We start from the raw sequence: 25,585 nt of genomic DNA, 5'->3' as shown, positions 1-25,585 counted from the left end.
AGAATATGGCTAGATATTTGGGTCCTAAGCTTAAGCTTAGTCGTCGTGAAGGTACTGATTTATTTCTTAAATCTGGCATAAGAGCGATAGATACCAAGTGTAAAATTGATAATGCACCGGGTGTACATGGCGCACGTAAAGGGCGTCTGTCAAACTACGGTGTACAGCTTCGCGAGAAGCAAAAAGTTCGTAGAATGTACGGAGTTTTAGAAAAGCAGTTTCGTAATTATTATAAAGAAGCGGCAAGAGTTAAAGGTAATACAGGTGAGAACTTACTTCAGCTACTTGAAGGAAGACTAGATAATGTTGTTTACCGAATGGGTTTTGGTACAACACGAGCTGAATCAAGACAGCTTGTAAGTCATAAGGCTATTTTGGTTAACGGCCAAGTGGTAAATATTCCTTCATTTAGAGTTTCTGTAGATGATGTAATCACGATTCGTGAGAAAGCGAAAAAACAAGCTAGAATAAAAGCTTCATTGGATATCGCTTCACAACGTGAATTACCAGTGTGGATTGAAGTTGATGCAAATAAATTAGAAGGTACTTTCAAAAGAGCACCTGAGCGTTCTGATTTGTCTGCAGATATAAATGAACACCTTATCGTCGAGTATTATTCTAAGTAATGCAAAACTAGAGAGGGGATACAATGCAGAGTTCTGTTACAGAATTTCTAAAACCACATTTAGTTGATATTGAGCAGCTTAATGTGACACATGCTAAAGTTACACTTGAGCCTCTAGAACGTGGCTTTGGTCATACTTTAGGTAATGCTTTGCGCCGAATTTTATTATCTTCAATGCCAGGTTGTGCTGTAACTGAAGTTGAAATTGATGGCGTTTTACATGAATATAGTACCAAAGAAGGTATACAAGAAGATATTCTTGAAATACTTTTAAACTTAAAGGGACTTGCAGTAAAACTTGAAGGTAAAGATGAAGTAACAATTACTTTAAGTAAATCTGGTGTGGGTCCGGTACTTGCTGGTGATATTTCTCACGATGGTGATGTTGAAATTATCAATCCAGAGCATGTAATTTGTCATATTACTGATAGCAATATCGATTTAAATATGAAAATTAAGGTAGAACGTGGAAGAGGTTATATTCCAGCATCAGCACGTGTTCATAACGAAGATGATGAGCGTCCATTGGGTCGTTTGTTAGTTGATGCAACTTTTAGCCCTATTGATCGTATAGCTTATAATGTTGAAGCTGCTCGTGTTGAACAACGAACAGATCTTGATAAGTTAGTTATTGATATGGAAACTAATGGTACACTTGACCCTGAAGAAGCAATTAGAAAAGCTGCAACTATACTTGCAGAGCAGCTTGATGCATTTGTTGATTTGAGGGATATCCGAGTACCAGAAGAGAAAGAGGAAAAACCTGAATTTGATCCAATTCTCCTTCGTCCCGTCGATGATTTGGAATTAACTGTACGCTCTGCTAATTGTTTAAAAGCAGAAGCGATACATTATATTGGTGATTTAGTTCAACGTACTGAAGTTGAGTTACTAAAAACACCAAATTTAGGTAAAAAATCTTTGACTGAGATTAAAGATGTTTTAGCTTCACGTGGGTTGTCTCTAGGTATGCGCCTAGAAAACTGGCCACCCGCATCAATTGCTGAAGAATAGTCAAAAAAGACTATAAAGTTAGAAGGATTAGGTCATGCGTCATCGTAAGAGTGGACGTCAACTAAATAGAAATAGTAGTCATCGTCAGGCTATGTTTCGTAATATGGCAAGTTCTTTAGTTAAACATGAAGTCATTAAAACGACTTTACCAAAAGCTAAAGAACTACGTAGAGTAGTTGAACCATTAATTACACTTGCTAAGAATGATAGTGTATCAAACCGTCGTTTAGCTTTTGCAAGAACAAGAGATAATGAAGTTGTTGCAAAATTATTTAATGAATTAGGACCAAGATTTTCAAGTCGTCTTGGTGGTTATACTCGTATTCTAAAATGTGGTTTTAGAGCGGGTGATAAAGCACCAATGGCATATATAGAGCTTGTAGATCGTCCAGAAATTCAAGAAGAAACGGCAACAGAAGAGTAATTTTTTCTGATGTTATTAAAAAACCAGCAAATTTGCTGGTTTTTTTATTGATAAAATAAATCAAAGCATTTATTATAAATAGACGTCTATATGTCTGTGAGGTACTAAGTGCCTGTAAAAATTGATCAACATCTCCCAGCCTTTAAACAACTTGAGTCTGAAGGCATCTTTGTTATGTCGCATAATCGAGCTTCTAACCAAGATATTAGACCCATGAATATTTTAATCTTAAACTTAATGCCAAATAAAATAGAAACTGAGATTCAAATTTTAAGGTTGTTATCAAATACCCCACTTCAGTTAAATATTGATTTTTTAAGAATGGAGAACACTAGGACGAATTCACATTTAGATAAGTTCTATAAAAACTTTAGCAAAATTTCAAATAATAATTATGATGGCATGATTATTACAGGTGCTCCTTTAGGTCGTATTTCGTTTAGGGATGTTACATATTGGGAAGAAATAACAAAGATAATCAAATGGACACAGCAACATGTTACATCAACCCTATTTATCTGTTGGGCTGTGCAGGCTGCTTTGAATATCTTGTACGGCGTTGATAAGGTTCTTAACAAAAAAAAAATCACTGGTGTTTTTGAACATCAAACCCTTAAAAGATTTCACCCATTAATAAGAGGTTTTGATCAATTTTTCAATGCACCACACTCCCGCTTTTCTGAATTTAACACAAAAATGTTTGAGGAACAGAATCTAGATGTATTATGTCACTCAGATGAGGCAAAAGTTTATCTTGCTTGTAGTAAAAATTTACGGGAAGTTTATTTAACGGGCCATCCTGAATATGACAAAAATACTCTAAAAGAAGAATACTTGAGAGATTTAGCTATTTCCTCAAAATCAATAAGACCATCTAATTATTTTATTGACTCTGACTTAAATTTGAAGCCACAATCTTGGTATTCACATGGAAATTTATTTTTCATGAACTGGCTAAATTACTGTGTTTATCAAAGAACACCTTATTCATTGGAAGATGTGCCGAAAGGTTATTTTACTTGATTTAAGTTACATTAATATTCTTTAATCCAATAAAAATGGTTTGCACATCATTTTTTATTTGTCTTTTTTATCTGTTTTTTATTCGTTTTTTATTTGTTTTTTATATTATGGAACTTAAAATTACGATTTTTCATCTTTTTTTTTTTTTATCTTTTGTATATTGGCAAAGTTACTGATAAGAATTAACTATTAATATTTTACAAAGGATGGTTATAAAAATGAAATTAGAAAATAAAGTCGCAGTAATTACAGGTGCTGCAAGTGGTATTGGAAAAGAAATTGCTATTGAATATGCAAGAGAAGGAGCAAAAGTTGTAGTAGCTGATTTGAATCTTGACGCTGCTGAGCAAACTGTTGCAGAATTACAAGCAAATGGTGCTGAAGCATTGGCAGTTTCAATGAACGTTACTTCTGAAAAAGATGTTAATGATGCGATACAACAAGTTATTAATAATTTTGGTAGAGTTGATGTCCTAGTATCTAATGCTGGTTTTCAGACAATAGCAGCAGTAGATGAATTAACATATCAGCAATGGAAAAATATGCTTTCCGTAAATTTGGATGGAGCTTTTTTAACAACTCAGGCTTGTCTAAAACATATGTATAAACAAAAATCTGGTTCAATAATTTATATGGGTTCAGTTCATAGTAAAGAAGCATCAAAACTAAAGGCTCCATATGTTACTGCTAAGCATGGTTTAATAGGTTTATGTAAAGTTGTTGCTAAAGAAGGTGCTGAGTATAATGTAACAGCCAATGTCATTTGCCCAGGTTTTGTAAAAACCCCTCTCGTTGAAAAACAAATTCCGGAGCAAGCAAAAGAATTAGGACTAACTGAAGAGCAAGTTGTAAAAAATGTTATGTTAAAGGATACTGTTGATGGTGAATGGACCACAACTAAAGATATTGCTCAAGCAGCAATCATGTTTGCTAGCTGGGGAAGTAATGCTCTTACAGGGCAATCTCTTGTAGTTAGTCATGGATGGTTCATGCAATAAATATTAGACACTTCTTTTATAAGCTATGTATCTAAATATACACATGTTTAGATTATAGCTTACTTCATAACTATAATTACATTTCATGAGGAATCTAAATGAGTAATCAAACAAAAAGAAAAGTTGTGTATGTATTTCAAGGTGGCGGTGCTCTAGGTTCTTATCAACTCGGTGCTTATCAAGCTCTAAAAGAAAAGGGGTTTTCACCTAATTCTATCATAGGTATTTCAATTGGTGCTATTAATGCAGCTATAATTGCTGGTAATAAGCCAGAGAATAGACTTAAAAATCTTGAGATTTTTTGGGATAGAGTTACTACTGCCGTTCCTTTTGGTGATTTTTTTGATAACTTTGATAAGAAATTGAGAAACTTGATGGGAGCTCATAGTGCATTATGGCATGGACAACCTGGTTTTTTTAAACCTAAGCTTTGGCCAAGTGAATTTGGAAATGACAAAGTTGAAAACTTGAGTTATTACGACACATCTCCTTTAAAAGAAACTTTAGAAGAACTTATCGATTTTGAATACTTGAATAAAAAACATGTTCGTTTAAGTCTTTGTGCTGTTGATTTAGAAACTGGTGATTTTAAAGTTTTCGATAGTTTCAGTGAAACAATTAGAGCAGAACATATTATGGCTAGTGGAGCAATGCCTCCAGGTTTTCCACCTGTAGAAATTGATGGAAGGTATTATATAGATGGTGGATTATATTCAAACACACCTATTATTTCAATTTTAGATCGGATTTTAACTTGTCCTATTGATAACAGAGATATTCTTTGTTTCATGGTTGATTTGTTTTCTGCAAAAGGAGAACTTCCAACTAACATGAATGCTTTAGCAGAAAGAATCAAAGATATTCAATTTGCGTCAAGAACCAGAAGAGCGACTAATTTATATTCGACATCTGAAAATTTATGTGCTGCTATATCCTACCTTGGAGAATTTTTACCTGAAGACGCCAAAAAAAACCCTAAAGTAAAAGAAGTTTTAAAGTTGGGTCGATTAAAAAGTTTAGATATTGTCCATTTAATATATCATTCAGAGAAGGCAGAGCTTGAAAGTAAGGATTATAATTTTAATAAATTCACGTATAAAGATCATAGGACTAAAGGTTATGTGAATACAATAGATATTTTTAATCAGTGCGGTAAGAGCTGGGCTAAAGAACAACAAGATAACAAATTGAATATATTTACATTGGATGAAGAGTTAGTTTAACAACTTAAGGAATAAAGAAGATTATGAACATTGATCAAATTAAAAAAAATGCTTTCTGTATGCCAATTACTAGCCCTTCTGGACTACAAATTGATTATAAGTTTAAAAATAGAGAATACCTAATTATTTCCTATGAAACCGATATTGAATTACTAAGAGAGATAGTCCCAGAGCCTTTAAAAGTGGTTAGTAACGTAGTCCATTACGAGTTTATGAAAATGCCAGATTCAGCAGGTTTTGGAAGTTTTACTGAATCAGGACAGTTAATCGACGTTGAGTATAATGGAAAAAGGGGAACATACAGTCATTTAATGTTTGTAGATGATGTTGCATCAATTAGTGCAGGTCGTGAGATATGGGGATTTCCTAAGAAATATGGAAAACCAAGTTTAGAGGTTGATGTCGATACATTAACTGGGAAGTTGAAATATAATCAAACTGATATTGCCGTTGGTACAATGGGTTACAAATATTATGAGGGAGATATTAATGCAGAAACTAAATCCGCTGAAAACACACCAACATATCTTTTAAAAATTATTCCAAGTGCTGACGGTAAAGGTGCCGATATTTGTCAATTGGTTGAATATTATATGTCAGATGTCAATGTTAAAGGTGTTTGGAGCGGTCCAGCGGCCCTTCAATTATTCAATCATGCTCTAGCTCCAGTTGCAAACTTACCTGTTCGAAAAGTTATTGGTGGAAAACATAAGATTATTGATTTTACATTATCTTTTGGGAATGTTGTTTTCGATTATTTAAAATAAAATATCAAAGTTAATTTTAACTTTAAACCTTTCTAGTCTCAAAATATTGAGAGATTAGAAAGGTTTTTTTTAATTAGTTTTTTAAAAAAATTGATTAAAGTCTATAAAAAAGTTAGCATTCTAGAATGCTAACTTATGTGGTCTACCTGAGATTATGAAAAAGCAATTAAGAGAGAGGGCTAAAGAAAAAATATTGATTCTTGATGGTGCAATGGGAACAATGATTCAGCAACACAAATTAGATGAATCAGACTATCGAGGAAATAGGTTTAAAGATTGGCATTTATCTTTAAAAGGACATAATGATCTTTTAACCCTAACGCAACCTGAACTAATATATGATATCCATTATCAATACTTAGAGGCAGGCGCTGATATTATCGAAACTAATACATTTAACTCTAACTCAGTGGCTTTAGCCGATTATGATATGGAGTCTATGAGTTATGAACTAAATTTTGAGGCTGCCAAATTAGCAAAAAAATGTATAGAAAATTGGATTGTAAATAATCCGTTAATTGATACCGAAAAATATGTCGCTGGTGTCATTGGTCCAACCAATAGAACTTGTTCAATCTCGCCTGATGTTAACGATCCAAGTTTTAGAAATATTGACTTTGATTCCTTGGTGGTAAGTTATTCAGAATCTTTAAAAGGTTTAGTTGACGGTGGCGTAGACTTAATTTTAATTGAAACCATTTTTGATACACTAAATGCAAAAGCTTGTGCGTTTGCATTAAAAAAGTACTTTCAAAAGAATAACAAATCTCTTCCTGTAATGATTTCTGGAACAATTACAGATGCTTCAGGTAGAACTTTATCAGGTCAGACAACTGAAGCATTTTATAATTCTTTGAGACATGTAGAGCCTTTATCATTTGGTTTAAACTGTGCACTTGGACCAAAGGAGTTAGGGTCTTACTTAGAAAATTTATCAAATATTTCTGAAAACTTAGTTTCTGTTCACCCAAATGCTGGTTTGCCCAATGCCTTTGGTGAATATGACTTGACCCCAAAAGATATGTGCAAATATGTGGAAGTATGGTGTCAAAAAGGATTAGTTAATATCATTGGTGGTTGTTGTGGTACGACACCAAAACACATAAAAGCACTGTCTGAGTTGACAAAAAGGTTTGAACCTCGTGCTGTCAATAAAAAACCAAAATTCTGTAGGTTGTCTGGATTAGAGGCTTTAAATATATCTAATTCTTCCTTATTTATCAATGTCGGTGAAAGAACCAATGTTACAGGATCTGCAAAATTTAAGAGATTAATAAAAGAAGAAAACTTTGAGGAAGCACTTTCTGTTGCAAGAGAGCAAGTTGAAAATGGAGCTCAAATCATAGATATCAATATGGATGAAGGTATGATTGACTCAGAAAGTGCAATGGTTAAGTTTTTAAATTTATGTGCAACGGAGCCTGATATTTGCAAAGTCCCATTCATGATTGATTCATCTAAATGGGAAATATTAGAGTCTGGATTGAAATGTGTTCAGGGTAAATGTATTGTTAATTCAATTTCCTTAAAGGAAGGAGAAGAAATTTTTCTTAGTCAAGCAAATCTTTTAAGGTTATATGGCGCAGCTGTAATTGTAATGGCATTTGATGAAGTAGGACAAGCTGATACTTATGCTAGAAAAATTGAGATATGTCAAAGGGCTTATAACCTCCTAATAAATAACAACTTTCCTCCAGAAGATATCATTTTTGATCCAAATATTTTTGCTGTTGCAACTGGGATTGATGAGCATAATAATTATGCAGTTGATTTTATAAAATCGACGCACTTTATAAAAGAAAATTTACCTTATGCGTTAATATCTGGAGGAGTTTCAAATGTTTCTTTTTCATTCAGAGGTAATAATGTAGTTAGAGAAGCCATACATGCTGTCTTCTTGTATCACGCGATTAAAAATGGAATGACGATGGGAATAGTCAATGCTGGGCAATTGGCCATTTATGATGACTTACCTGCTGAACTTAAAGAAAAGGTTGAACAAGTCATTCTTAACCTTAATGAAAATGCTACTGAAACTTTAATTGAGGAAGCTCAAAAATTTGCAGGACAAAAAAAATCAAATGATAAAGAATTAAAAGAATGGAGACATTGGGATGTTACCAAAAGATTAGAATATTCATTAGTCAATGGAATCACGGACTTTATAGAAGAGGATACCGAATTAATGAGACAACTACTTGGCATTCCCTTAAAAGTTATCGAAGGTCCATTAATGAATGGAATGAATATTGTCGGTGATCTTTTTGGTGAAGGTAAAATGTTTTTACCACAAGTAGTTAAATCAGCAAGAGTCATGAAAAAGGCCGTTGCATATTTAGAGCCATTTTTACACGAAGAAAAAAGCAACGTTAAATCAAGAGGTAAAATATTACTTGCAACTGTTAAAGGTGATGTGCATGATATTGGTAAAAATATTGTTGCTGTTGTTCTTCAGTGTAATAATTATGATGTTGTTGATATGGGTGTTATGGTACCTTGCGATAAAATACTAGATGAAGCTGAAAGAATTAAAGCAGATATTATCGGATTAAGTGGTTTGATTACTCCTTCCTTAGATGAAATGATATTTGTAGCAAAAGAAATGAAGAGAAGGAACTTTAGCGTTCCGCTATTAATTGGTGGCGCAACAACTTCAAAAGCCCATACAGCCGTTAAAATTGTCGAACATTATGATAAAGGTGTTGTGTATGTATCGAATGCATCAAAAGCTGTAGGTGTCTGTTCAGAACTATTATCAATAAACAAAAAAAATATTTTTTTAGATAAAATTAATACTGAATATCAGGTTGCTAAAAATCAAATTTTAAATAAAAAGACAAAAAATAAACCCATATCATTTTTAGAAGCACAGAAAAACTCATTTTTAATAAAAGAAGATTATTTGCCTCCGGTACCTAATTTTTTGGGTGTTAAAGTATTAGATAATGTGTCAATTTCAATTCTAAGAAAATATATTGACTGGACTCCTTTTTTTATGTCTTGGTCCTTATCAGGAAAATTTCCAAAAATACTAAAGCATCCTTTGGTAGGAAACGAAGCTCAGAAGCTTTATAGTGATGCAAATGCTATGTTGGATTTAATTGAAAAGAATTCACTTTTAAAGACATCAGGTGTATTTGGTTTTTTCCTGCGCATAGTGATAAAGAAGACATTATCATTTATAGTGACGAAGACAGAAGTATTGAAACATTGAGACTCAATTTTTTAAGACAACAAACAGAAAAAAGAATTCATTTAATTATTGTCTTTCGGATTTTATCATAAATCAAAATTCAATGAATAAAGATTGGATCGGTGCATTTGCTGTAACAGCTGGTTTGGGTGAAGAAAAATTATCTGAGCAATATAAGAAAGATGGTGATGATTATAACTTAATTATGTTGAAGGTTCTTTCCGATAGGCTTGCTGAAGCTTTTGCAGAATACTTGCATATGATTGTAAGACGAGAATATTGGGGTTATGCTTCCAATGAATCTCTTGATAACGATGAACTTATAAGAGAGAAATATACTGGAATCAGACCAGCGCCTGGTTATGCAGCATGTCCAGATCACTCTGAAAAAAGCAAAATTTGGTCTTTACTTAATGTTGAAAAATCTACTGGAATGAAGTTAACCGAAAATGGAGCTATGTGGCCAGGAGCTTCAGTATCAGGTTGGTATTTTTCTCATCCTGAATCCAAATACTTTAGTATTTCTAAAATACAAAAAGATCAAATAGATTCTTATAAAGCACGAAAGAACTGGGATGACAAAGAAATTATAAAATGGATTAATCCAAATTTATAATATTTTTTTTAATGATGTAATAAAAAATAGGATAATATAGATTTGTAAGTTATTTATATTATCCTTGTATTTTTATTATTAATTTTCAAAATAATTCATTATGAAGAGTATTGACTATCTCTTTAGCAACATTTTCTTTAACTAAAAAACACATGTTATGAGGACTAGCACCGTAGCATATAAGTCTTAATGTATAATCTTTTAGTGCATTAAATACTTTTTTGTTTGCACCATTTGTTTGACTAATTCTATTTCCAATTAAAGCAACTAAACTATAATTTTGTTCAATTTCAACTTTACAAAGTTCTTCAAGCTCCTTGAGTGCCTCAGAAGGAATATTTGGAGCTTCATTAGCAGTACTTAAATTATCAAGCGTTAATGAAATTTTAACTTCCGATGTGGTAACTAAATCAACAGATATTTTATGTCTTGCAAGAATATTAAAGACTTCAGCTAGAAAGCCATAAGCTTGGAACATTTTTAAGCTATGCAGCGTAATCAGTGTTTGATTTTTTCTTAATGTTACAGCTCTGAATAAAGGAGATGAGTCAACTGATTCTTTGATCCATGTTCCTTTTTCATTGGAGCTAATAGATGAACCAATAAATACGGGAATATTTTTTCTAATTGCTGGTATTAGAGTAGATGGATGCAGTATTTTAGCCCCAAAATTAGCCATTTCTGATGCTTCGCTAAAACTTATTTCCTCTATAGGACGCGCTTTATTTGTTAATCTAGGATCTGTTGTATACATTCCTGGTACATCTGTCCAAATTTCCAATACATCAGCAGAGCAAGACTCAGCTAATAATGCTGCACTAAAGTCACTTCCACCTCGACCTAACGTTGTTGTCGTATTTCCAAAGCTGCCTATGTATCCTTGTGTTACAACGATGTGATCAGTCAAAAGTGGTTTTAAATGAGATGTTGTAAGAGTTTTAATTAATTCAAGGTTAGGCTTAGCTTGGCCATAGGAGTTATTAGTTTTCATAACTTTTCTGACATCAAAACAATAAGATTGGGCTTTCAATTCCTTTAAAATTTCGGTAAAAAGAAGACTCGATAAGACCTCACCATAAGAAACAATTTGATCAACTAGGATTTTTGAATATTGACTATTTATTTCTTCAACTAAGAGTTTTAAGCTATTAAGATGTTCACTTAGCTTTGCATTTAAATCTGATGTTGTGGAAATTTTCTCAATTATATCAGTATGTATATTTTCTAGTTTTTTTATAAGATGTTGAGAAGACTCTTCATTCACTTTTCCTGATGATAGTTGAACGAGTATATTTGTGACTCCAGAACATGCACTTACAACAACAAGTTTTGTTGCAGGGTTTTTAAGAACAATATTGGCGCTTCGAACCATAGCTTGATAGTTCGCGACGCTTGTTCCTCCGAATTTTGCGACTGTTAAATTCAAAATAAATCTCCGTTATATAATATAGTGTTTTTTGATTTAATTATGGAGCTCGAATTGAATTAAAAAATAATAAACTAAAAATAACGAATCGTTCGTTTTATTAGAAGCTCAACACTTTTTATTCCTTAAGTGACAGCATGAAGGATTCAGCCTTCATTGCCGATATCAATATTCCTAATTTAATCAATACCTCGGCGTAATTTCCCCTGATCATATCATCACTAAAGTTAGGTCTTTAAAAATATGACTACCTGAAATACGCACCTCTTCTAATCGAATATGTAATGTTATATTTATCACAGTATTTGACCAAGTCTATATAAAATAATCTTTCTTTGTGTATTGTCAATGTTTAAATAAAAAAAATATTACAGGTTTGCAATAATATGACAATAAAATCCTTCAACCCCAAACATAGATTATTGATGGGACCTGGTCCATCTCCAATTTATCCGTCAGTTCTTCATGCATTATCAAGACCAACCATAGGGCACTTAGATCCTTTATTTATTGAAATGATGGAAGAAGTTAGCACTCTTTTAAGGTATACATTTCAAACGGATAATAAAGCAACCTTTGCCATTTCTGCGCCAGGAAGCGCAGGAATGGAAGCAGCATTTGTGAATATGATTGAACCTGGAGATAAAGTTTTAGTATGTATTAATGGTGTTTTTGGACAACGAATGAAAGAAAATATTTTTAGATGTAGGGGAATTCCAATTGAGGTCAATAATAATTGGGGTGAACAAACTGATTTAGCCTCAATTGAGGAGGTGCTTAATAGAGATCCTGAAATAAAAATTTTAGCTTTTGTTCATGCTGAAACGTCAACCGGCGTTATGAATGATGCAAAAGCTATTGCCGAACTTGGAAAAAAATTTGGCTGTTTAGTAATTGCTGATTGTGTAACTTCATTGGCAGGTATTCCAGTGGAGGTTGATTCTTGGGGGATTGATGTAGCTTATTCAGGCTCTCAAAAATGCTTATCTTGTGTTCCAGGGTTGTCACCTATAACATTTTCTGAACAAGCTTTAAAAAAAATTGCTCAAAAAAAGAAAAGGTACAAAGCTGGTTTCTAGATTTAAATTTGCTTGGTGAATATTGGCTTGATGCAGATCAAAAAACTAAAAAAAAGAGAAGTTATCATCATACCGCTCCAGTTAATCAGCTTTATGCCCTTCATGAAGCATTAGTTGTTGTTCAAAACATTGGATTGAGTCGTTTATATGAAAAACATCAAAAAGCATACAAGTTACTAAATGGAAACTTAAATGCTATTGGAATAAAATATGTCGTGAAAGATGAAAATTATCGATTACCTATGTTAAATCATATTTATATACCAGAAGGTATTGATGATATCTCATTTAGACAAACATTATTAAATGACTATAATCTTGAAATAGGTTCTGGTTTAGGAACTTTTTTAGGCAAAACGTGGAGGGTTGGATTAATGGGGTTTGGCACAAATGAAGAAAATGTCATTACTTGTATTTCAGTTATAAAAAAAGTACTGGAGCAGCAAGGTTATTATTTAAATTAATCGATTATTTAGATAATCGTTGTTTCAATTAAAAGCCTTGCAAAGGGAGTTATTTATTAAGGTGTATTTTTAAAAATTTGCCTGTATATGATCGAGCATTTTCTATAATTTCAATAGGAGTACCGGAAGCAATTATTTCTCCTCCATTTTCACCGCCTTCTGGTCCTAAATCAATAATCCAATCGGCTGTTTTGATTACATCAAGGTTGTGTTCAATCACGACTATTGTATTGCCTTTTTTCTTCAAGGTATGTAGGACATTTAATAATTGATTAATATCATGAAAGTGTAAACCAGTGGTAGGCTCATCAAGAATATATAAAGTTTTACCAGTGTCTCGCTTTGATAGTTCTTTTGCAAGCTTGATTCTTTGAGCCTCTCCTCCAGATAACGTTGTTGCTGATTGTCCAAGAGTAATATAACTCAAGCCAACATCCATTAAGGTTTGAAGCTTTTTCTTTACAACTGGTATGGCATCAAAAAATGAAAGAGCATTTTCTACAGTCATATTAAGAACATCACTAATAGTCTTATTTTTATATTTAATAGATAAGGTTTCTTCATTATATCTTTTTCCACCACATGTTTCACACGTAACATATACATCAGATAAGAAGTGCATTTCCACTTTGATTAATCCATCTCCTTTACAAAATTCGCAGCGACCTCCCTTGACGTTAAAACTAAATCTACCTGGTTTATAACCCTTTGATCTAGCATCTTGAGTACTTGCAAAGAGTTCTCTTATGGGTGTAAAAATTCCTGTATAGGTGGCTGGATTAGATCGAGGAGTTCTGCCAATTGGTTTCTGATCAATAGCAATTATCTTATCAAAGAACTCTATTCCTTGGATATCTCTGAATGGGGCTGATTCATTTACAAGACCCTTATTTAGAAAATAATGAAGAGATTTATAGAGAGTTTCATTAATGAGTGTAGATTTCCCTGAACCAGAAACTCCAGTAATACAGGTTAAAACACCAACTGGAAGTTCGAGTGTGACATCCTTTAAATTATTTCCGGTCGCACCAATTAATTTAAAAACTTTTGATTTATCAATAGACTTGATTACTTTATTCGCCTGAATTTGGATAGAGTTATTTAAATATTTAGCTGTTAATGACTTCGAACTTTTTAATATTGTATTTAAATCACCCTGAGCGATTACTTTTCCACCATGAATACCAGCACCTGGACCAATATCAATTATATGGTCTGCTGCTCTAATCGCATCTTCGTCATGTTCAACGATGATAACCGTGTTCCCTAAATTTTTTAAATGTAAGAGTGAATCAAGGAGTCTTTGATTATCTCTTTGGTGTAAACCAATGGAAGGCTCATCCAGAACATACATGACTCCTACTAACCCAGATCCTATCTGACTAGCAAGCCTTATTCTTTGAGCTTCTCCACCTGATAATGTATCTGATCCTCTTGCGAGGGAGATATAATCGAGGCCAACATTTACTAAAAAATTGAGTCTATCAATAATTTCTATTAATAACTTCTCAGCAATTTTTTTTTGTTCGCCTGAAAGTTTTAAATTTGAGAAAAAATTGTAATTTTCTCTGATGTTATTTTTAACTAAATTGGGTAAGGTTAAATCTTGGATATAAATATTATCTGCTACTGGTTTTAATCTTGAACCATTACATGCAGAGCATACTTTAGATGAAATTAGTTTAGATAACTCTTCTCTAACGTACATTGAATCAGTATCTTTGTATCTCCTTTTAAAATTGTTCAAAACACCTTCAAAACTGTGTTTTTTTAGAGAAATATCGCCTAGATCATTTGCATATTCGAATGTAATTGAATCATGTTGAGTTCCATGTAATATCAAATTCTTAGTTGCTTCTGAAAGTGCTTTCCAAGGAGTGTCGAGACTAAAGTTAAAATAAACTGATAGATTTTTTAATATTCTATAATAGAGTCTATTTCTTTTATCCCAACCTTTGATTGCTCCTTGTGAAATGGACAATTGATCATTAGGTATAATTCTTACGGGATCAAAGTATTGTTCTACTCCAAGCCCACCGCACACATTACAAGCACCAATAGGGTTATTGAATGAAAAATTTCTAGGTTCAAGTTCTGGTATAGTATAGTCGCATAGGGGACACGCATATTTGTTGGATAGGATTATATCTTGAAAAGAATTATCATCCATTGCCGCAATAATTGCGATACCTGAGGATAAATCTAGACATGTTTCCAGAGAATCAGCCAGTCTATCTTTAATATCTGGCTTAATTTTAAATCGGTCAATAACGATGTCTATGTTATTTTTTTGTTTTGGGTTTAAAACTGGAAACTCATCTAGTGGATGAATATTTTTATTTAAACGACCCCTAATAAAACCCTTTGTCTGAAGTTCCATTAAGAGCTTCTTGTGCTCCCCTTTTTGATTTCTCACAATAGGAGATAAAATCATAAACTTTTTATTTTCTGGTAATGCGAGTATTTTATCAATCATTTGAGTAATCGATTGAGCTTTGAGATCAACATTATGTTTGGGGCACTTAGCCTCTCCAGCTCTAGCATATAGAACTCTCAAATAATCATATATTTCTGTAACTGTTCCAACAGTTGAGCGAGGATTATGAGAAGTAGATTTTTGTTCGATTGAAATTGCAGGAGATAGACCCTCAATATGTTCAACATCGGGTTTATCCATTAAAGATAAAAATTGTCTAGCATAAGATGATAATGATTCTACGTATTTTCTCTGTCCTTCGGCATATAATGTATCAAAGGCTAAAGAGGATTTTCCAGAACCAGAAAGACCAGTAATAACCACCAATTTATTTCTTGGTATTTTAACATCAATATTTTTTAAATTATGAGTTTTGGCACCTTTTATTTCAATGAATTTCATCTTATTTTCAAAAATTAAATGTTTTATATAATCAATATCATAAAATAAAAACTTATAATTTGATATAAAAAAAATAAATACAAAAATAAATAAAAGTATAGTCAATTATTTATTAAGTATTGAGCATTTTTAATAAATTGATTAAAATATATTGAAATTTTCAAACAACCTATTGATGGAGAGAGATATGGCTAGCAGAGGTATAAATAAAGTTATACTGGTTGGTAATTTAGGTGGTGATCCCGAAGTAAGATACCTACCTAATGGTAGTGCAGTAGCAAACATAACTTTAGCTACTTCTGAATCTTGGAAAGATAAAAACACTGGTGAACAGCGTGATAAAACCGAGTGGCATAGAGTAACTCTATATGGGAAATTAGCTGAAATTGCAGGTGAGTACCTGAAAAAAGGCTCACAAGTATACGTTGAGGGTCAATTACAAACACGTAAGTGGCAAGATCAATCAGGACAAGATAGGTATAGTACTGAAGTTGTTGTTCAGGGTTATAATGGAACTATGCAAATGATTGGAGGAAGGGCAACTAATAATCAGCAACCTCAATTTAATTCTCCAAATATGCAACAACAAAGTATGAATTCATCAGCAAATAACTCTTTTGAAAATTCAGCACCTAAAAAACAAGAAAATAAGCCAGATTTTGACGAATCATCATTTGATTTTGATGATGATATTCCATTCTAGACTTTAACAAACTCAAAAAATGTAGATAAATCTGATAAAGGCCTGTTTAACAGGCCTTTTATTTTATCCGTAACCATGTGAGTTCGGATTTTTTTTCCAGCATCTGTAATTCAATTTATATTTTTAAATGGCTTATTTTATTTTTTTCAGCCCGCTGTATCCTGGAACCCATGGGCTTTAACATTATTTATTGCTGCTCTTGCGACTATAGGCTCTTTTATCTTAGGTATTATTTTAAATAGACTACCATATGCAGGAAGGGTTTTTTCAATTTAAACATGGCATTTCAAAGATAAATGAACATTATGATAAAAACAGTTAGTATTCATACATTACATGTTATACATACTTTTTGTGACTATATATAAGTTATACAGGCCTTTTTTATTTTCTTTTAAAAAAATGTTGAAAAATAATGTGTGAATTTATTGTTTTTTATTAAATAAATTAATTATAAAAAGATCTATGAAGCAAATGGTTCTTTTTTTATGTACTTTATTTAGATTATCATTAAATATAAACTGGTATTGTATATTTAAAATTATTTCAATTAAATTAATGGTAAATATCTGGATTTTTTATGTTAGATAAGTTTATTGCTCATAGAGGCATATCAAAAATTTATCCCGAAAATACAGCTGCTAGTATTAAGGCGGCAAAGAAAGCCGGCATCGGATCAATAGAAATAGATGTTATGACACTCAGAGATTTAGTTCCTATTGTTTTTCATGACTTTACTTTCGATCGTTGTACTAATATTTCGGGAAGAGTTAAAAGTTATTTCTATCAAGAGGTAAGTACAACAGATATTGGTTCTTGGTTTTCTCCAAAATTTAAAAAAGAAAAATTAATGACCTTAAAGGAAGTGTTATTTTTAATAAAAAGATTAAATTTAAAACTGAATTTAGAAATTAAAGAAGAAGAAAATGATGATTCGGTAAAAGTTATATTAGACGTTATTAAAGAAGCAGAATTTAATTATAATAAATTGATTATAAGTAGTTTTAATCAAAACATTTTATCGAGTATTAAAAGAATTGATTCAAAAATTAATATTGGTTGTTTATTTGAAAAAGTTCCCCCAAATTGGCAAAATTTATGTTCAAACCTTTGTAGCAAAACTATTATTTGTGATGGTCACCTTTTAAAGAAAGAGCAATGTTTGAGAGTTTTAAAGAATGATTTTTTGTTTATTGTTACACTATCAACGACAAACATCTGAGTAATAAACTTTTAAAGTGGGGTGTTAATGGGATAATTAGCGATAATCCTTTGACTTTAATTTAGCCTTGTTTAAAATTCTTTATAATAAATAAAATCTTATAAAAAATTTAATTAATGAAGGCTTATAAAAAATCAAACATTACAATTTTAATTGTCTTTTTTTTAATTACTTTAATTTTAATTTCTTGCGTGTTAGTAAATATCCATTATTTAGTTCAAAGTTTCTATAAACATAAAGAAAATCAATTATATAAGCAAATTGAAGTACAGTATAGAAATAACAATGATTTTGAAAACTGGGCTAAAACATTTGTCAAAGTTAATAATATCGTTGAATTTTCGATAATAAAAGAAAATAGACCAGTTTACTCATATAAATTACGAGAAAATAAAATTAATAAATCTATGCTCCTTCTGAGAAGGACATATGAATTTGATGATCAAAAATTAGGGCATTTAGAAATTATTATTTGGATTAATCCAGGTGAAATTATCGATATCCCTTTTATTTTATTGATATCCACAATAGCAATTTTTATGATTATATTGTGTATAGTTTTGGGTACTCGTTTTATAAGAAATGAAATTTTTTTTATGGAAATGCTGGGACAAAAATTAAACCGTTTAATGATAGATCACGGACGGTTATTTAGATTAAATAACAAAAAAAGCATTTCTTCTCAAATACTGGTCCTGGTTACCCAATTACTTAATGATCTTCAAAAAGAGAAAAAAACACAAATAAATTAGATCTTTTTATAAAACAAAAAACATTTTTTGATGAAACAACTAATTTGCCTAATAAATTATTTTTCGAGAATAAATTAAGAGCAAGCATATATGATAAAGATAAACATGGGGCATATCTTCTATTGGATATGTTTGGCTTAGATACAAGGATTAGTAATGGGAATGACTCAGCACATAATTTATTAATTATTGATAACATAATCAGCAAAAAACTAGATAAATTCAATAATACATTGCTGTCTAGATATAGCAAAAGATCCTTTGCGGCTCTTATTTTAATGCAGTCAGAAAAAGAAGTAATAGATTTATGTCGGGATATTTTCAATAAACTTGAAGGGATGAGACTCGTTAAAAATGAACATTGGTTTAATTTTGGTGTGGTTTTTTTCCAACATGGAGAAAAACTAGAAGAGATATACCAAAAGATGGATGAATGCATAAATATATGTAATTACCAGAGAGCTAACAATTGGCATATTTTTAAAAACAAAAATTTATTATTTAGTAAAAGCAACCTTGAATGGAGAACTATTTTTTCAGAATATTTGAAATACCATAATTTAATATTTTCAGGACATTCTTTTTTTGAAATATTAAAAAATAGTCCACAATCACTAAATCATATTGAAGTTGTAACATCGCTTCGATATAAATCAGAGATAATTAAACCTTCATACTTTATTCCAAAATTAATTGAAGTAGGTTTAAATAGAAGGCTTGATATGTATGTAGTAAATTATCAACTTTCTCAAATACAAAAATTTCCAGAAAAAAATATATCTATTAATTTGACTTCAAACTCATTAAAAAACAAATATTTTAGCTCATGGTTAAAATTCAAATTATTGGAATTGTCTTCATCAGCAAGAAAGCAAGCCTTTTATGAAATTCATGAGAATGAGGTGTTAAATTTTGATCCACTCATCAAAAAAGCTTTGTGTGAATTACAAAAATTTAATTGTAATATTATCATCGATCAAGTTGGTCGAAATATTGTTGACTTAGATTACTTAAATTATTTACCAATTAATTTTTTAAAAATAGATAAAGAAAGAATTATTTCGATTAAAGAAAATAATGAAAATCAATATTTTATTAAAAGTTTACTGGGCATTTGCAAAGATAAAAAAATTAAAATTATTGCTAATGGAGTTAAAAGTAAAGAAGATTATGACTTTTTAAAAAATATAGGTGTTTTTATTACAGATTTCGACAGTTCTCATTAAATTATTGTATAAGTTTACTATTAATTGGTAGGACAAAATAATATACTATTGTGAAAATTTCATAAAGCTTGTTAATTATCAAGAATAACTATTAGGATGCAGTTCAGTTATGTTAAAAAAATTAAGAGGAATGTTTTCGAATGACCTTTCTATTGATTTGGGTACAGCAAATACCCTTATTTATGTTAAAGGTCAGGGAATTGTTTTAGATGAGCCATCAGTTGTTGCGATTCGTCAAGATAGGGCAGGAACCCCTAAAAGTGTTGCTGCAGTTGGGCAAGCTGCTAAGCTAATGTTAGGTAGAACGCCTGGGAATATTGCAGCAATTAGACCGATGAAAGATGGCGTTATTGCTGACTTTTATGTTACAGAAAAAATGTTGCAACACTTTATTAAACAAGTCCATGATAATAGCTTTTTGAGGCCCAGTCCTAGAGTATTAATTTGTGTTCCTTGCAGTTCAACTCAAGTAGAGAGAAGAGCAATTAGGGAGTCAGCGCAAGGTGCAGGTGCTAGAGAGGTTTATTTAATTGATGAACCGATGGCTGCAGCTATTGGCGCAGGACTACCAGTTTCGGAAGCTACAGGTTCAATGATTGTAGACATTGGAGGAGGAACTACAGAAGTTGCAGTAATCTCACTTAATGGCGTAGTGTATTCTTCATCTGTAAGAATTGGAGGAGATAGGTTTGATGAATCCATTATTAATTATGTAAGACGTAATTATGGAAGTTTGATAGGTGAAGCTACTGCTGAAAGAATTAAACACGAAATAGGTTCTGCTTACCCTGGAGATGAAGTTTTAGAAATTGAAGTTAGAGGTAGAAATTTAGCAGAAGGCGTGCCAAGAAGCTTTACTCTTAATTCAAATGAAATTTTAGAGGCGCTTCAAGAGCCCCTGACAGGAATTGTTTCTGCAGTTATGGTTGCTCTAGAACAATGTCCTCCAGAACTTGCATCTGATATTTCTGAGAGAGGAATGGTTCTGACCGGAGGTGGGGCTCTATTAAGAGATATTGATAGATTGCTAACAGAAGAAACAGGAATCCCTGTTGTTATAGCTGAAGAGCCATTGACTTGTGTGGCTAGAGGAGGAGGAAAAGCTCTTGAAATGATTGATACACATGGCGGTGATTTATTTACTGAAGAATAATGAGCACAATCACATGAAATTGCTTTTTACAAAGGGTCCTTCGTTATTAATACGGCTAATGGTAGCCGTATTATTATCTAGTATATTTATATTTTTAGATTCAAAAGTAGCACAATTTAAAATTGTCAAAAACTATTTAAATAACGCCGTTGAGCCAATTCAGATGTTAGCAAATACTCCATCTGAAATTACTTCATATGTTTATAATATATTCAAATCCAAAACTCAACTTATATCAGATAATACCTCACTTCGATTAAAGGTTTTAAAATTTAAAGCTAACGAAATTCAGATAAAAGCTTTAATAAATGAAAATAATCGATTAAGAAAAATTTTAGAGTCTAAAGAAAGACATCCCTATAAACAGACAATTGCAGAAGTAATGGATGTGACTTTTAACTCTTATGTAAAAAAAGTGCTAATTAATAAGGGAAGTAATGATGGTGTTTATGTAGGGCAAGCTGTTGTCAATTCTTTAGGAGTTGTGGGCCAAATAGTCAGCGTATCATTAAATACGAGTACTTTATTATTGTTAGATGATCCTAATAGTGCAATTCCAGCAGTAAATATCAGAAATGATATGAGAGTTATACTGTCAGGTTATGGCAAACAAAATATGTTACAAGTAAATAATGTGTTAGGTAACTCTGACATCAAGGTTGGAGATGAATTATATACATCAGGATTAGGGAATAAATATCCTAGGGGATATCCCATAGGACGAGTTATTTCAATTGGAAATCGAAACAATAAAGAGTTTGCTGACATTAAAGTTCAAACTTTTGTCCATTTTAATCGACTTCACTATGTTTTATTGCTTTGGAAAAGGGATTAAAGGATTCAATGAAGAAAAAGTCCAGTTTAAGTATTTTATACATTTATTTAACATTGATAATAGGGTTGCTTTTAGAGTCGACTCATTGGTCTAAAGATATTGCTGTATTTAAACCACATTGGTTGTTTTTAATATTTACTTATTGGGTATTAGCTTTGCCGCATAGAGTGAACGTATTATCAGGGTTGTTTTTTGGTTGTTTTTTAGATTTGCTTCTTGATTATCCATTAGGAACGAATGGATTTATTTTTTCATTATTAAGTTATTTTTTAGCCGTTAGATATCAAAGACTTAGAAATATAAGTATATGGAAGCAATCTATAGTTATATCAATTTTATGTTGCTTTGTTGTGTTAGGACAATACGTTATATTAGATGTTTTTAGCAAAAAAAGTATTTTATTCAATGATGAAACTTTTTATAAAGTTATAGTAGATTTTTGTTTATGGCCATTTATTTTTCTCTTTTTAAGAAATTTTCGACGAAAACTCTCAATAAGATAAGTGTCCTCAATAACTTTTAGGTATGAAATGACAATAGAACTTTTAATGAATATTACGCCTGGAGAAACTAGAGTTGCATTAGTTCAAAATAGTGATCTACAGGAAATTTATATTGAAAGAAATAAAAATGAAAATATTTTAAGTAGCATCTTTCTTGGTAAAGTTAATCGTGTACTACCAGGTATGCAGGCGGCTTTTATAGATATAGGTATGGATAAAGCAGCATTTTTACATGTCAAAGATATCAAGGTTAGAAACACCACGACCGATATAAACATAGTTGACTTATTAAATGTAGGTCAGAACATACTTGTCCAAGTGATAAAAGAACCAATTGGAAGTAAAGGCGCAAGATTAACAACAGATATTACGCTACCATCTAGATATTTAGTATTTTTGCCTGATGAGGAGCATACCGCAATCTCTCAAAGAATTAAAAATAAAGATGAGAGAGAGCGTTTGAAAAAGATAGCTTCAACGCATACAGATGAAATAGGAAGCTTTATTGTAAGGACAGCTGCAGAGGGTATTTCAGATGAGGAAATTAGTCAAGATGCAGTTTTTTTAAAACATTTGTGGAAAAAAATTTTAGAGAAAAAATCAAATCAAAAACCTAAAAGTCAACTTTATGGGGAAATCTCATTATCGTCAAGAATAATTCGTGATTTTGTAGGAACTGAAATAGACAAAGTATTGGTTGATTCTGAGTCTGAGTATTATAATTTATTAAACTTCAGTAAGGAATTAATACCCTACTTATCTGATAAGGTTGAGTTTTATAATTTTTCAAAACCCTTGTTTGATTTGTATGATATAGAAAATGAAATTCAATCAACTCTACAAAGTAAAGTTGATTTAAAATCAGGAGGCTACATTGTCATTGAGCAAACAGAAGCAATGACGACTATTGATATTAATACAGGAGCCTTTGTCGGAAAAAGGAATTTAGAAGAAACTATTTTTAATACAAATATTGAGTCAACTAAAGTTATTGCAAGGCAATTAAAGCTCCGTAATCTGGGAGGTATGATTTTAATTGATTTTATTGACATGAATGACCTCAAACATCGTGAAAGAGTCTTAGATGCACTTAAGAGTGAGTTAGATAAGGATAAAGTTAAAACGAATGTTTACGGATTTACTCAGTTAGGACTTGTTGAATTAACTCGAAAAAGAACTAAAGATAGCCTTGAAAAAATTATGACAGAGCCTTGTTCAACTTGTCTTGGAAGAGGCTACATTAAAACTGTTGAGACAGTTTGTTATGAAATCTATAGAGAAATAATTAGAGTAAATAATACATTTGATGCTGATTGTTTTTTAATTTATGTATCGAAAAATGTTGCAATTGCACTTCGTTCAGAGGAATTTGGTATCTTATCGCAATTAGAAATGGTAATAAATAAAGATATCAAAATCAAAACAGAAAATTTATATGGTCAGGAGCAATTTGATGTTGTTCTTATGTAAGGAAATAAGTTGAAAGCCGTAAGAGTATCAATATATTCATTTTTCTTTATTTTGTTTCTTTTTTTAATGACAAGCTTTTTTTGTTTAATGAATCCAAAGGTAATGCTTAAGGTAACCGAAGGTTATTTACAAGAACATTATCAGCTTACTGTTAATCATGGAAAGATTCATACAAGCTTTAAAGATTTTAGAATAGATTATTCTATCGAAAATTTGCATATTGAATCGAAGGGTGAAGTTAACGGTAACATTAAAAAAATCACTGCAAGTTTAGATATACTCCAATCAATTTCAAACTTAAAGCTTTTTTTTACAGATGTTATTATTTTTCAATCGAAAATTCAATCAGATGTCCAGATTAATAAAAATGACAGTAGTCTAGATTTGAATAGAATATCAACTTATCTTATTTTGGAAAAATTTTTAATTTCAGATTCAGAGTTTAAACTAAACAAAAAGAATATTTTTAAAATAGAAAAAATCTCAAGTCAATTAAACCAAGATAAATTATCGTTGAATTATGTGACTTACTTTAACAATACTTCATTAATTGGGGTTGGTGAAATTTATAGAAACAAATTTGGAACTGGCTTAAACGGAAACATAAAATTATATTGTAAGTCTCTAAATATAAATGAATTTTATGATTTATTTGGAATAGATAATAATGACAGTCCTATTACAGACTCAAATTTAAACTTCACATTAGATGCAAAATTTTTATCATCTAAGTTGGAGTTCATGACACTCATATTAGACAAAAAATCTGCGATAAATATTCGTAAACAAAATTATAAATTTTCTGGAAGAATAAACTACGAAAATCGAGAGTTCAAGTTCCACAATATTACTCTAAAAAAAGACTTGAATAAAATTGAATTACCAACTTTAAGTATTAGACAAAAAGAGAATCAGTCTATTTTTAAAGTCAGCAAAATTGATAGCTCCACTTTAATATCCTTAGGAAATATTATGTTTCCAAATAATCAATTTTTTCAACAAAAAATCACAGGTAGTATTTCTGAAATACAATTATTTTATAAAAAAAGCCATTATCATTTTTCATCGAAGATTGATGAAATTGAATTAAATAATAAAACCGTTCTAACTAATGTTAATATAGATAGTTATGGAACATTAAAAAAGGAAAGATACATTTATTCTTCAAAAACTCGGCGTTAAACTTCAATGAAAACTTTAAAAAAGATATCCACATAAAAAATAGTAACTTAGAGCTTAATTGGTCTAAAAATAAAGCTGAAACAATCTTTATTGAAAGCAAAAAAGGTTGGTTACATGATAAAAACATCTCAATTAAACCTCAATTTTATATCTCTTTTAAGAAAGGAGTTCCTGATAAATTAAAAATAAATACAAAAGTTTCATTAAAAGATATTTCAAAAATTAAAAGTTATCTTCCCAAAAAGCTTATATCAAAAACCTTATATAATTTTTTAAGTACACGAATCACTAAGGGTGAAGTGAAAGATGGCACTGTTCATTATGATGGTTACATTAAAGATTTCCCCTTTAAAGTTCCTAACGAAGGTCTTGAAGTAAAGCTTCCAATCCATAACTCGAACTTGATATTTGAACCTAAATGGCCTGAATTAATGGACTTAGATCTTCTTTTGAAATTTAAAAATAATGGTATGTATATAAGTACTAAAAATGCCATATTTTGTAATGAAGAGCCCACTCATTTAAGTGCTTCTATAAATAAATTATCTATAGATGGTAACTTAGATGTTCAATTTGGATTTAAAGAAAAGGCTCAAAAATTAATTTCGTGCCTTTCTAAAACTCCATTACATGATAAAATTGGAATGGTTTTTGAGAAGCTTCAACCTAAGGGAGTTTTGAAAGGTGATTTCGCGTTAAATTTTCCTCTTAAGAACTTTGATACTCATGCAAAGGGCACCATATACTTTGAAAATAATGTCTTTGAACCTGCATCTCTAAAAAATTATTTCATAATGAAGCTAAAATAA

Annotated in this window: 20 protein-coding genes, 2 pseudogenes and 1 riboswitch; of the genes and pseudogenes, 20 read left to right on the top strand and 2 right to left on the bottom strand. The window is 31.1% G+C overall.

Annotation, left to right across the window (positions count from 1 at the left end):
- Window positions 1-5 precede the first annotated feature (5 nt).
- The 8 genes and pseudogenes from rpsD to metH all read left to right on the top strand — a co-directional run bounded on the left by rpsD (window position 6) and on the right by metH (window position 9,883).
- Entirely contained in the window at window positions 6-626 is a 621-nt protein-coding gene (gene rpsD, locus CF386_RS02410) for a 30S ribosomal protein S4 (RefSeq protein WP_089072887.1), read from the top strand.
- A 23-nt stretch (window positions 627-649) separates the two neighbouring features.
- On the top strand, window positions 650-1,639 hold the full coding sequence (locus CF386_RS02405; RefSeq protein WP_089072886.1) for a DNA-directed RNA polymerase subunit alpha: 990 nt from the start codon (window positions 650-652) through the stop codon (window positions 1,637-1,639).
- Between the two features lie 34 nt (window positions 1,640-1,673).
- Complete coding sequence (rplQ, locus tag CF386_RS02400; RefSeq protein ID WP_089072885.1) at window positions 1,674-2,063, top strand: 50S ribosomal protein L17; 390 nt, start codon at window positions 1,674-1,676, stop codon at window positions 2,061-2,063.
- 108 nt (window positions 2,064-2,171) lie between these two features.
- Window positions 2,172-3,086, top strand: coding sequence for a homoserine O-succinyltransferase (locus CF386_RS02395; protein WP_089072884.1), 915 nt, complete (start codon window positions 2,172-2,174; stop codon window positions 3,084-3,086).
- A gap of 218 nt (window positions 3,087-3,304) precedes the next feature.
- Window positions 3,305-4,084 carry a 3-hydroxybutyrate dehydrogenase gene (locus CF386_RS02390; protein ID WP_089072883.1) on the top strand — a complete coding sequence of 260 codons (780 nt, stop codon included), beginning with the start codon at window positions 3,305-3,307 and terminating at the stop codon, window positions 4,082-4,084.
- Window positions 4,085-4,182: 98 nt separating this feature from the next.
- Entirely contained in the window at window positions 4,183-5,307 is a 1,125-nt protein-coding gene (locus tag CF386_RS02385) for a patatin-like phospholipase family protein (protein WP_089072882.1), read from the top strand.
- Between the two features lie 23 nt (window positions 5,308-5,330).
- Window positions 5,331-6,074: an acetoacetate decarboxylase gene (locus CF386_RS02380; RefSeq protein WP_089072881.1), complete on the top strand. Its 744-nt coding sequence runs from the start codon at window positions 5,331-5,333 to the stop codon at window positions 6,072-6,074.
- Between the two features lie 154 nt (window positions 6,075-6,228).
- A pseudogene (gene metH / locus CF386_RS02375) lies at window positions 6,229-9,883 on the top strand (methionine synthase).
- Window positions 9,884-9,968: 85 nt separating this feature from the next.
- On the opposite strand, the gene lysC reads toward metH, so the two are convergent.
- On the bottom strand, window positions 9,969-11,312 hold the full coding sequence (gene lysC, locus CF386_RS02370; RefSeq protein ID WP_089072880.1) for a lysine-sensitive aspartokinase 3: 1,344 nt from the start codon (window positions 11,310-11,312) through the stop codon (window positions 9,969-9,971).
- A 93-nt stretch (window positions 11,313-11,405) separates the two neighbouring features.
- Window positions 11,406-11,586: riboswitch (Lysine riboswitch) on the bottom strand.
- A 109-nt stretch (window positions 11,587-11,695) separates the two neighbouring features.
- On the opposite strand from lysC, the pseudogene CF386_RS02365 reads away from it, so the two are divergent.
- Window positions 11,696-12,852 (top strand): annotated as a pseudogene (locus CF386_RS02365) (pyridoxal-phosphate-dependent aminotransferase family protein).
- A gap of 49 nt (window positions 12,853-12,901) precedes the next feature.
- Here CF386_RS02365 and uvrA read toward each other — a convergent pair.
- Complete coding sequence (gene uvrA / locus CF386_RS02360; protein ID WP_089072879.1) at window positions 12,902-15,730, bottom strand: excinuclease ABC subunit UvrA; 2,829 nt, start codon at window positions 15,728-15,730, stop codon at window positions 12,902-12,904.
- Between the two features lie 187 nt (window positions 15,731-15,917).
- Here uvrA and CF386_RS02355 point away from each other — a divergent pair, with 187 nt between their 5' ends.
- From CF386_RS02355 to CF386_RS02310, 11 genes are all read left to right on the top strand, one after another.
- On the top strand, window positions 15,918-16,433 hold the full coding sequence (locus tag CF386_RS02355; RefSeq protein WP_089072878.1) for a single-stranded DNA-binding protein: 516 nt from the start codon (window positions 15,918-15,920) through the stop codon (window positions 16,431-16,433).
- Between the two features lie 580 nt (window positions 16,434-17,013).
- Window positions 17,014-17,655, top strand: a complete 642-nt coding sequence (locus tag CF386_RS02350; RefSeq protein ID WP_089072877.1) for a glycerophosphodiester phosphodiesterase family protein — start codon at window positions 17,014-17,016, stop codon at window positions 17,653-17,655.
- Window positions 17,637-17,720 carry a hypothetical protein gene (locus CF386_RS13585; protein WP_404824952.1) on the top strand — a complete coding sequence of 28 codons (84 nt, stop codon included), beginning with the start codon at window positions 17,637-17,639 and terminating at the stop codon, window positions 17,718-17,720. Before CF386_RS02350 ends, CF386_RS13585 begins: the two co-directional genes overlap by 19 nt.
- A gap of 51 nt (window positions 17,721-17,771) precedes the next feature.
- On the top strand, window positions 17,772-18,407 hold the full coding sequence (locus CF386_RS02345; protein ID WP_089072876.1) for a hypothetical protein: 636 nt from the start codon (window positions 17,772-17,774) through the stop codon (window positions 18,405-18,407).
- Between the two features lie 8 nt (window positions 18,408-18,415).
- A complete protein-coding gene (locus CF386_RS02340; protein ID WP_225971727.1) occupies window positions 18,416-19,633 on the top strand; it encodes an EAL domain-containing protein in 1,218 nt (405 codons plus the stop codon).
- Window positions 19,634-19,742: 109 nt separating this feature from the next.
- On the top strand, window positions 19,743-20,786 hold the full coding sequence (locus CF386_RS02335; RefSeq protein WP_089072874.1) for a rod shape-determining protein: 1,044 nt from the start codon (window positions 19,743-19,745) through the stop codon (window positions 20,784-20,786).
- A gap of 13 nt (window positions 20,787-20,799) precedes the next feature.
- Entirely contained in the window at window positions 20,800-21,621 is an 822-nt protein-coding gene (gene mreC, locus CF386_RS02330) for a rod shape-determining protein MreC (RefSeq protein WP_158522277.1), read from the top strand.
- A gap of 8 nt (window positions 21,622-21,629) precedes the next feature.
- On the top strand, window positions 21,630-22,124 hold the full coding sequence (gene mreD, locus CF386_RS02325) for a rod shape-determining protein MreD (RefSeq protein WP_089072872.1): 495 nt from the start codon (window positions 21,630-21,632) through the stop codon (window positions 22,122-22,124).
- 27 nt (window positions 22,125-22,151) lie between these two features.
- On the top strand, window positions 22,152-23,594 hold the full coding sequence (rng, locus tag CF386_RS02320; RefSeq protein ID WP_089072871.1) for a ribonuclease G: 1,443 nt from the start codon (window positions 22,152-22,154) through the stop codon (window positions 23,592-23,594).
- 9 nt (window positions 23,595-23,603) lie between these two features.
- Complete coding sequence (locus CF386_RS02315; RefSeq protein ID WP_089072870.1) at window positions 23,604-24,776, top strand: YhdP family protein; 1,173 nt, start codon at window positions 23,604-23,606, stop codon at window positions 24,774-24,776.
- Entirely contained in the window at window positions 24,731-25,585 is an 855-nt protein-coding gene (locus CF386_RS02310) for a YhdP family protein (protein ID WP_089072869.1), read from the top strand. The genes CF386_RS02315 and CF386_RS02310 overlap by 46 nt, the downstream gene beginning before the upstream one ends.

The organism is Paraphotobacterium marinum (assembly GCF_002216855.1).
Taxonomy (GTDB): domain Bacteria; phylum Pseudomonadota; class Gammaproteobacteria; order Enterobacterales; family Vibrionaceae; genus Paraphotobacterium; species Paraphotobacterium marinum.
The sequence above is the reverse complement of the archived record's forward strand: the minus strand, read 5'-3'. Positions and strand labels throughout refer to the sequence as shown.

Bases quoted from the DNA above. Each gene is read 5' to 3' on its own strand.
- rpsD (WP_089072887.1), top strand. From the start codon at position 6: ATGGCTAGATATTTGGGTCCTAAGCTTAAGCTTAGTCGTCGTGAAGGT.
- CF386_RS02405 (WP_089072886.1), top strand. From the start codon at position 650: ATGCAGAGTTCTGTTACAGAATTTCTAAAACCACATTTAGTTGATATT.
- rplQ (WP_089072885.1), top strand. From the start codon at position 1,674: ATGCGTCATCGTAAGAGTGGACGTCAACTAAATAGAAATAGTAGTCAT.
- CF386_RS02390 (WP_089072883.1), top strand. From the start codon at position 3,305: ATGAAATTAGAAAATAAAGTCGCAGTAATTACAGGTGCTGCAAGTGGT.
- CF386_RS02385 (WP_089072882.1), top strand. From the start codon at position 4,183: ATGAGTAATCAAACAAAAAGAAAAGTTGTGTATGTATTTCAAGGTGGC.
- CF386_RS02380 (WP_089072881.1), top strand. From the start codon at position 5,331: ATGAACATTGATCAAATTAAAAAAAATGCTTTCTGTATGCCAATTACT.
- uvrA (WP_089072879.1), bottom strand. From the start codon at position 15,730: ATGAAATTCATTGAAATAAAAGGTGCCAAAACTCATAATTTAAAAAAT.
- CF386_RS02355 (WP_089072878.1), top strand. From the start codon at position 15,918: ATGGCTAGCAGAGGTATAAATAAAGTTATACTGGTTGGTAATTTAGGT.
- CF386_RS02350 (WP_089072877.1), top strand. From the start codon at position 17,014: ATGTTAGATAAGTTTATTGCTCATAGAGGCATATCAAAAATTTATCCC.
- CF386_RS02345 (WP_089072876.1), top strand. From the start codon at position 17,772: ATGAAGGCTTATAAAAAATCAAACATTACAATTTTAATTGTCTTTTTT.
- CF386_RS02335 (WP_089072874.1), top strand. From the start codon at position 19,743: ATGTTAAAAAAATTAAGAGGAATGTTTTCGAATGACCTTTCTATTGAT.
- mreC (WP_158522277.1), top strand. From the start codon at position 20,800: ATGAAATTGCTTTTTACAAAGGGTCCTTCGTTATTAATACGGCTAATG.
- mreD (WP_089072872.1), top strand. From the start codon at position 21,630: ATGAAGAAAAAGTCCAGTTTAAGTATTTTATACATTTATTTAACATTG.
- rng (WP_089072871.1), top strand. From the start codon at position 22,152: ATGACAATAGAACTTTTAATGAATATTACGCCTGGAGAAACTAGAGTT.